This window comes from Psychroserpens sp. (assembly GCF_045105015.1).
Taxonomy (GTDB): domain Bacteria; phylum Bacteroidota; class Bacteroidia; order Flavobacteriales; family Flavobacteriaceae; genus Psychroserpens.
The window spans coordinates 1-9121 of record NZ_JBGCCX010000104.1; the positions used below are offsets into that span (position 1 = coordinate 1).

General features: G+C 31.8%; 6 protein-coding genes and 2 pseudogenes. 6 read left to right on the forward strand and 2 right to left on the reverse strand.

The annotated features are described in order from the left end of the window. Positions 1 to 104: pseudogene (locus AB8B90_RS07645) on the reverse strand (acyl carrier protein); the annotation flags it as partial. A gap of 185 nt (positions 105 to 289) precedes the next feature. Here AB8B90_RS07645 and AB8B90_RS07650 point away from each other — a divergent pair. The 4 genes from AB8B90_RS07650 (at position 290) to AB8B90_RS07665 (ending at position 4460) form a co-directional block, all read left to right on the forward strand. Continuing rightward, a complete protein-coding gene (locus AB8B90_RS07650) occupies positions 290 to 856 on the forward strand; it encodes a phosphoribosylglycinamide formyltransferase (RefSeq protein ID WP_405335335.1) in 567 nt (188 codons plus the stop codon). Next, positions 849 to 1490, forward strand: a complete 642-nt coding sequence (locus tag AB8B90_RS07655) for a viroplasmin family protein (RefSeq protein ID WP_405335337.1) — start codon at positions 849 to 851, stop codon at positions 1488 to 1490. Before AB8B90_RS07650 ends, AB8B90_RS07655 begins: the two co-directional genes overlap by 8 nt. A gap of 56 nt (positions 1491 to 1546) precedes the next feature. Next, a complete protein-coding gene (locus tag AB8B90_RS07660) occupies positions 1547 to 2473 on the forward strand; it encodes a PfkB family carbohydrate kinase (protein ID WP_405335339.1) in 927 nt (308 codons plus the stop codon). 88 nt (positions 2474 to 2561) lie between these two features. Beyond that, complete coding sequence (locus AB8B90_RS07665) at positions 2562 to 4460, forward strand: amidophosphoribosyltransferase (RefSeq protein ID WP_405335341.1); 1899 nt, start codon at positions 2562 to 2564, stop codon at positions 4458 to 4460. A 537-nt stretch (positions 4461 to 4997) separates the two neighbouring features. Here AB8B90_RS07665 and AB8B90_RS07670 read toward each other — a convergent pair. Continuing rightward, entirely contained in the window at positions 4998 to 5606 is a 609-nt protein-coding gene (locus tag AB8B90_RS07670; protein ID WP_405335343.1) for a superoxide dismutase, read from the reverse strand. A 114-nt stretch (positions 5607 to 5720) separates the two neighbouring features. Here AB8B90_RS07670 and AB8B90_RS07675 point away from each other — a divergent pair, with 114 nt between their 5' ends. Next, positions 5721 to 8876, forward strand: a complete 3156-nt coding sequence (locus AB8B90_RS07675) for a UvrD-helicase domain-containing protein (protein WP_405335345.1) — start codon at positions 5721 to 5723, stop codon at positions 8874 to 8876. 21 nt (positions 8877 to 8897) lie between these two features. Further along, positions 8898 to 9121, forward strand: a pseudogene (locus AB8B90_RS07680) (glycine C-acetyltransferase); the annotation flags it as partial.

Genomic DNA, 9121 nt, shown 5'->3' on the forward strand with positions numbered 1-9121 from the left:
GCTCCTAAATCGTTAGTAAAGCTAGCTTCAGTAACAACTTCGTTTTCATCAACTCCTAATTTGTCTACGATAATCGCTTTTACTCTTGATGCAATGTCTGACATAATTTTTTAATTTTAAGTTTTAATTAGGTCGCAAAAATAAAAAAACTTTATTTCAATACACACCTTTAATCTAAAAATGTGTTTGTAATTTAATAAAATTACTTTGAAGAATTTACGTTTTGCGTTCTAATTGTTAATTATTATTCTTTTTTTTGTTCTGAATAATAGTAACTGATTGTCTGTAAATGAAACGTATTGTAATCTTTGCGTCCGGAAGTGGCACTAATGCTGAAAATTTAATTAGGTTTTTTCACAACAGAGAAAATGCTTCTGTTATTCAAGTACTTACTAACAATCCTCATGCCAAAGTTTTAGATCGTGCTAAAAAACTTAAAGTTAGTGCTTTGTCGTTCAATAAAATAGCGTTTACTGAAACTCATGATGTTTTAAATATTTTAAAAGTAAATCAACCTGATTTAATTGTATTGGCTGGCTTTCTTTGGAAGTTTCCAGAACATATTTTAAATGTATTTTCAAATAAAGTCATAAATATTCATCCAGCACTTTTACCGAAGTATGGTGGAAAAGGCATGTACGGTATGCATGTTCATGAAGCTGTTGTGGCTAATAAAGAATTAGAAACAGGAATTACAATACATTACGTAAATGAACATTATGATGATGGCGCTATAATTTTTCAAGCAAAATGTGATGTTAATAGTAATGATACTGCTGAAGATGTCGCAAGCAAAATTCATGAATTAGAAATGGAACATTTTCCAAAAGTGGTTGAACAACTTTTAAATGAGTAAAAAGAAAAAAAAATATTACACCGTTTGGAAAGGTCACCATACTGGAGTTTTTGAATCTTGGGATGATTGCAAAGCTCAAATCAAAGATTTTCAAGGGGCTCAATATAAATCATTTTCAACATTTGATGCTGCAAAAAAAGCGTTAAAAGGCAACTATAAAGACTACATTGGGAAGAGTAAGAAGTTTACAAGTGAGCTTAGCGAAGCACAACTAAAAAAAATTGGTCAACCAAATTATAAATCCATTTCTGTAGATGCTGCGTCTTCTGGGAATCCAGGAAAAATGGAATATCGAGGCGTCATGACCAAAACTAAACAACAATTATTTATTCAAGGACCTTTTGAAGAAGGCACCAATAACATCGGAGAGTTTTTAGCCATTGTTCATGGTTTGGCTTTTTTAAAAAAGAAAAATAGCGATCTTATCATCTATACAGATTCTAGAACAGCAATGAGTTGGGTTAGAAAAAAAACCTGCAACACAAAATTAAAACGAAACGACAAAAACAAATCCTTATTTGAATTAATTGATCGGGCTCTTGAGTGGTTAAAAAACAATTCTTACACAACAACCATCGTAAAATGGGAAACCAAAGCTTGGGGAGAAATTCCTGCAGATTTTGGTCGTAAATAAATTAGTTTTTTAGTCCTTAAAAATCGTATATTTGCCGCTTAAAATGTATCGCTTATATGAGCAAATTAGTTATCGTTGGTACAGTAGCTTTTGACGCTATTGAAACCCCTTTCGGAAAAACAGATAAAATATTAGGTGGAGCAGCAACTTTTATTGGTTTAGCTGCATCTCAATTTGATGTAGATTCTGCTGCAGTATCTGTAGTTGGAGGTGATTTTCCTCAAGAATATTTAGATTTATTATCCGACAGAAACGTCAATATTGATGGTGTTGAGATTATTAAAGAAGGTAAGACATTCTTTTGGAGTGGTAAATACCACAACGACATGAATTCTAGAGATACTTTAGCAACAGAACTTAATGTACTTGCCGATTTTGATCCTAAAGTTCCAAATCAATATAGAGATGCGCAAGTGGTTATGCTTGGAAACTTGCACCCGATAGTTCAGATGAGTGTTTTAAATCAAATGACTACAACTCCAAAATTGGTTATTTTAGATACTATGAATTTTTGGATGGATTGCGCGCTTGATGATTTACATCAAGTTATAAAGAAAGTTGACGTCATTACTATTAATGACGAAGAAGCAAGACAGTTAACTGGTGAATACTCCTTAGTTGTAGCAGCTCGTAAAATTCATGAAATGGGTCCACAATATGTTGTGATTAAGAAAGGAGAACATGGAGCTTTATTATTTCATGACGACAACGTTTTTTATGCACCTGCATTACCTTTAGAAGAGGTCTTCGATCCAACAGGAGCTGGTGATACTTTTGCTGGTGGTTTTGCTGGATTTTTAGCAAGCACAGAGAATTATACTTTTGAAAACATGAAGAACGCAGTTATATATGGATCAAACTTAGCTTCTTTTTGTGTGGAGAAGTTTGGCACAGAACGCATGCAAAATTTAACAAAAGACGAAATTAATTATAGACTGAAAGAGTTTAAACAACTCACTCAGTTTGACATTGAATTATCATAAACTAACGCGCTCAAAATTGAGCGCGTTTTTTATTTAATACCGCTTCCAAGATTTATAATTTTGGAATATTTAAAACAGGGACACAACAATGAGCGATGCTTTAAAACATGAGTGTGGAATTGCACTCATAAGACTTAAAAAACCATTAGAGTATTACAAAGAAAAATATGGAAGTGCATTTTATGGCGTCAATAAAATGTACCTCATGATGGAAAAACAACACAATCGTGGTCAAGATGGTGCTGGTTTTGCAAGTATTAAATTAGACACGAATCCTGGAGAGCGCTATATAAGTCGTGTTCGATCAATTGCTCAACAACCTATTCAAGATATATTTGCTCAAATTAATGAACGTATCAACGACGAACTAAATGAGCATCCGGAGTACCAAAATAGTGTAGCACTTCAAAAAAAACATATTCCATATATAGGAGAACTACTTTTAGGACATGTTCGCTATGGAACATTTGGAAAAAACAGTGTAGAAAGTGTTCATCCGTTCCTAAGACAGAATAATTGGATGCACAGAAATCTCATCGTTGCTGGGAACTTTAATATGACTAATGTAAATCAACTATTTGATGGTCTTATTGAACTTGGTCAGCATCCTAAAGAAAAAGCAGACACCATAACTATTATGGAAAAAATTGGTCATTTTCTTGATGATGCAGTTTCTAAAATCTACAAAAAACTTAAAAAAGAAGGTTTTAGTAAAAGTGAATGCTCTCCTTTGATTGCAGAGCGCTTAAACGTTGCCAAAATTTTAAAAAAAGCAGCTAAAAATTGGGATGGTGGTTATGCAATGGCTGGCTTATTAGGTCATGGTGATTCTTTTGTATTGAGAGATCCAGCAGGAATTAGACCAACTTATTACTATGAAGATGATGAAATAGTTGCTGTAGCGTCAGAGCGACCAGTTATACAAACGGTATTTAATGTAGATTTTGAGGATGTTAAAGAGCTAGATCCAGGACACGCGATAATAACTAAGAAGTCTGGTGAGGTTTCTATTGAAAAAATCATTGAACCTCTAGCGCGAAAAGCATGCTCATTTGAACGTATTTATTTCTCAAGAGGAAGTGATGCTGAAATATATCAAGAACGAAAAAATTTAGGAAAGTTATTAATGCCTAAAGTTTTAGAGGCTATTGAAGAAGATACTAAAAATTCGGTGTTTTCTTATATTCCAAATACCGCGGAAACTTCATTCTTCGGGATGATAGAAACAGTTGAAGAACACCTCAACCAAAAAAAGACGAAAGCTATTTTAGATGGTAATGGCAAACTTTCCGCAGAACGTGTTACAGATATTCTTTCTGAAAGGCCTAGAATTGAAAAAATTGCGATTAAGGACGTAAAACTAAGAACATTTATTACTGAAGATAGTAGTCGTGATGACCTGGTAGCACATGTTTATGATGTAACTTATGGTGTAATTAAACCAAACGATAATCTGGTCATCATTGATGACAGTATTGTAAGAGGTACAACGCTTAAAAAGAGTATTATTAAAATGATGGACCGCTTAAGTCCAAAACAAATAGTTGTTGTTTCTTCGGCTCCTCAAATTCGTTATCCTGATTGTTATGGAATTGATATGGCTAACCTAGAAAGTTTAATTGCCTTCAGAGCAATGTTAGAACTACTAAAAGAAAGTGACAAGTATCATCTGATTGAAGAGGTTTATCTTAAATGCAAAGCTCAATTAGAATTAAAAGACAGCAAGGTGAAAAACTTTGTAAAAGATTTATATAATGAATTCACTGCTGATCAAATTTCGGATAAGATTGCAGAATTAATTTCAGACGATTCTGTTAAAGCTAAAGTGAAAACCATTTTTCAACCCATAGAAAATCTCCATAAAGCATGTCCGAAAAATTTAGGAGACTGGTATTTTACTGGAGATTATCCTACAGCTGGAGGAAATCGAGTTGTTAATAGAGCATTCATTAATTTTTACGAAGGAAATAAAGAAAGAGCTTACTAGACAAAATGCTCAATTTTAGCATTTTATCCGAAAAAAATAGTTGTTTATCCGAAAAACATGCATTTCGTCTAATATTTGCATAGGGTTAAACAAAATACGCATACATTGGTGTCACCATAACATAAGTAGGTTAAGTTCATGGTAGATTTGGGGCAAAAAAAGGTGAACTTCTGTTCACCTTTTTTTATTAACATATGTTTATATCTCCTCAACTTCTTGTTTCTCAATTTATTTCAACTACAATTTAAAGCTTCGCTTTATTACTCATCATAATGGTGTAATAAAAGTCATTTTTTCCGTTTAAGCCAATTTATACGTCGTTAGTCTAATAAATTTAACTATTAGAAAAAAGTCCCGTTATATTTGTTTCACCATAACATAAGTAGGTTAAGTTTATGGTAGATTTGGGGCAAAAAGCATGAACATCTGTTCATGCTTTTTCATTTTTAATTCATTATAAAAACATCATTCTTCAAATAAAAAAAATCCAAGTCTTTCAACTTGGATTAAATTCAATTGTCATTTTAAAGGTTTATACTACTTTGCATCAGCATAACGTCTTTCAACTTCATTCCAATTAATTACCTTAAAAAAAGCATCTATATCATCGGGTCTTCTATTTTGATAATTTAAGTAGTAAGCATGCTCCCAAACATCTAATCCTAAAATTGGTGTTCCTCCACAAGTAACACCTGGCATTAAGGGATTGTCTTGGTTTGGCGTAGAACACACTTCAACTTTTCCACCTTTGTGAACGCACAACCATGCCCAACCAGAACCAAACTGAGTTGCTGCTGCTTTACTGAATGCTTCAATAAATGCATCTTTAGAACCAAATTCGGCTTCAATTGCGTCTTTTAGGTCTCCAGATAAATAACCTCTGTCTTCAGGATTCATAACATCCCAAAATAATGAGTGGTTATAAAATCCGCCTCCATTATTTCTAACACCATTATTATCCATATCTAAATTAGTCAAGATACTTTCTATAGATTTTCCTTCTAAATCAGTTCCGTCAATTGCAGCGTTAAGTTTAGACGTGTAGCCGTTATGATGTTTTGAATGGTGAATTTCCATTGTACGAGCATCAATATGAGGCTCTAAAGCGTCGTAAGCATATTTTAATTTCGGTAATTCGAAAGCCATAGTTTTATGTGTTTTTTAAATTAATATCTAATAATACCAAATTTACACATAAAACAGCGCAATTAAAAATATTAAATAGCTATGAACTCATTGATAGTTTTTATAATTTTAAGCGTGCAAAAGCAATCACCTTTTACAATTTACAACGCCTCTGCAGGAAGTGGGAAGACGTATACTTTAGTTCAAGACTATTTAAAGGTTTTATTTACATCAAATAGCTTATTAACTTTTAGAGCCGTTTTGGCACTTACATTTACCAACAAAGCGGTTGGAGAAATGAAGGAACGAATTATAGAAACCTTAAAAGCCTTTTCAGACAGTTCTATTTTCGAATCATCTAATAGCATGTTCAAAGCCATTGTGGCCGACTTAAATATTGAACCTAAAGCGCTCCACGAAAAATCTAGAGCATTGTTGCATATAATGGTTCATAACTATGCTGCCTTTGATATATCAACAATTGATAAATTCAACCATAGACTTATTCGAACGTTTGCGCACGACCTAAAACTTCCTGTTAATTTTGAAGTCGAGCTCGATACAAAAACGATATTAGCTAAAGCTGTTGACAAGCTTATTGATAAGGCAGGAAGCAATACTGAACTCACAAAAACATTAGTAGATTTTGCTATTGAAAAAACAGATGATGATAAAAGTTGGGATATTTCATTTGACTTTAATGCGATTGCTGAATTACTAATTCAAGAAAATGAAATTGTTTATATAGAGCAACTAAAAGATAAAACATTAAAGGATTTTAAAGCTCTGAAAAACAACTTACATCAAGAGCATGAAAAGGCAAAGGAACAAGTTGTTGAAGTCGCTAAAACTATTCTTGAATTGATAGGTCAATCCCAATTGTCTCATTCAGATTTTTCTAGTAGTTATCTGCCTAAACATTTTATAAAATTATCTGAAGGAAACTTTAAAGTATCTTTTTCGCCCAAATGGCAAATTGACCTTGTAGAAGGAACTCCAATTTATCCAAAAAAAGTTACAGATGACGTCGCTAATTCTATTGAAGGAATTCGCCAACAACTTACAGATGCTTTTTTAAAAACTAAATCAGCAATTTTTCAGATTAAATTATTAAAAAATGCTTTAAACAATATAGTTCCTTTATCTGTTTTAACAGTTATAAAAAAGACTTTAGATCAACTCAAAGAAGAAGATAATCTTTTATTGATTTCTGAGTTTAATGCCATTATCAATTCTGAAATTCGTGAACAACCAACACCGTTTATATACGAGCGAATTGGCGAAAAGTTTAAGCATTATTTTATAGATGAATTTCAGGACACTTCAGTTTTACAATGGGAAAATTTAATTCCTTTAATTGATAATACAATTTCGGGAGAAAACTTAAAAGGTGATACAGGCAGCGCGATGCTAGTGGGTGATGCCAAACAAGCTATTTACAGGTGGAGAGGTGGACGTGCTGAACAATTTATTGACTTGTATTCTAAAATAGAAAAGCCTTTTGTGAAAGAACAAAAGGTTAAAAACCTACCATCAAATTTCAGAAGTTTTAAAGACATTGTGAAATTCAATAATGCTTTTTTTAATCATATTTCTAGTATTGCATTTTCTAACCCACAACATCAAACTATTTATAAAAATGCACATCAAGACTTAGTATTTCATAATGAAGGTTATGTAGAATTATCTTTTTTAGATATTGATGATAATGATAAAAATGACATGTATTGTGAATCGGTTTTGAATACTATCATTAAAGCACAGAAAAATGGATTTTCATACAAAGACATATGCATCATTGTAAGACGAAAAAAAGAAGGTATTGCTATTGCAGAGTACTTAAGCAGTAAGCATTACGCTATTATCTCTTCAGAGACTTTAATGCTAAAAAATGCGCCTGAAGTTAATTTTATAGCTAATATTTTAACCTTAGCTATTCAACCAAATAATGATGAAATTAAGATTAATGTCTTAAGCTATCTTGCAGAACATCAATTATCTCTTGAAGATACTCACACTTTTTTTAATGATCTAATTCATTTAAATGGTTTTAAACTATTTAGCGCTTTAAAACCATATGGTTTTACCTTTGATTTTAATCGGTTTTTACAACTACCCATTTACGAAGCTGTTGAAAATATCGTCAGAACATTTAAACTCAATGCAACTTCAAATGCTTACATTCAGTTTTTCTTAGATGAAATTCAAGATTATTCATTGAAATACAATTCAAGTCTCACTGGTTTTTTAGATTATTGGAATCGAAAAAAAGACTCTTTAAGTATTGTATCACCACAAGGTGAAGATGCTATTCAAATTATGACCATTCATAAATCTAAAGGTTTAGAATTTCCTGTAGTTATTTTTCCATATGCTAATCAAGACATATATTTTGATTTAAATCCGAAGGTCTGGTTTCCTGTTGACGCATCTTACTTTAATGGGTTTTCACATTTATATCTTAACCTAAATAAAGACTTTGAAAGTTATAATGATGTTAGTCTTGCCATGTATAATGAACACCAATCAGAGCTTGAATTGGATAGTATCAATTTACTGTATGTTGTTCTTACCAGAGCTATTGAACAATTATATGTCATTTCAGAATTTGATGTGGATAAAAAAAACCAATCTGAAAAATTAAACTTTTATTCAGGCTTATTTATCAACTATTTAAAATCTATTAACGCTTGGAAAGATAACACACTTACCTACACTTTTGGGAATCCAATAAAGACTTCCGAGGAAAAAACAACAACACACAAAACGATATACCTAAATGAATTTATTTCAACCGAAAAAGAAGTGCACCAACTGAATATAGTGACAAATTCTGGATATTTATGGGACACACATCAAGAGGAAGCTATTGAAAAAGGGAAATTGGTTCACAATATCATGTCGGAAATTAAAACCGAAGATGATATTGAGTATGTTATGAATGATTATAAAAACTCTGGAATAATAAATGACCTACAATACGAGGTATTAAAATCTATGGTTTATGATATTGTTAATCATAATCATTTACATCCTTATTTTAAAGCGGAACAAATAATATATAATGAACAAGACATAATTTCTAAAAACGGAATTATTTTTAGACCAGATCGCATTGTAATTAACTCAAAAAATGAAGCTGTAATTATAGATTACAAAACAGGGTCAACCGATTCCAAACATCAAGAACAGCTTTACGATTACCAATTAGTTTTAGAGGATATGAATTATAAAGTCATTAAAAAAATTCTCATTTATATAAATGACGATTTAACAATAAAAGAATTTTAAATTTGTAAAAAATTAGCAATTATGTACGGAAACATACAAGAACATTTACAATCTGAATTACAAACCATCAAAGATGATGGTCTTTTTAAAGAAGAGCGGATTATTACTTCGGCACAAGGTGCAGAAATCACATTAAACACAGGTCAACAAGTACTAAACTTTTGTGCTAACAATTATTTAGGATTATCATCGCATCCAGATGTGATTCAGGCGGCAAAAGATGTAATGGACACTCATGGTTTCGG

What these genes read in the sequence shown, in the direction of transcription:
- AB8B90_RS07650 (WP_405335335.1), top strand. Translation starts at nt 290, where the DNA reads ATGAAACGTATTGTAATCTTTGCGTCCGGAAGTGGCACTAATGCTGAA.
- AB8B90_RS07655 (WP_405335337.1), top strand. Translation starts at nt 849, where the DNA reads ATGAGTAAAAAGAAAAAAAAATATTACACCGTTTGGAAAGGTCACCAT.
- AB8B90_RS07660 (WP_405335339.1), top strand. Translation starts at nt 1,547, where the DNA reads ATGAGCAAATTAGTTATCGTTGGTACAGTAGCTTTTGACGCTATTGAA.
- AB8B90_RS07665 (WP_405335341.1), top strand. Translation starts at nt 2,562, where the DNA reads ATGAGCGATGCTTTAAAACATGAGTGTGGAATTGCACTCATAAGACTT.
- AB8B90_RS07670 (WP_405335343.1), bottom strand. Translation starts at nt 5,606, where the DNA reads ATGGCTTTCGAATTACCGAAATTAAAATATGCTTACGACGCTTTAGAG.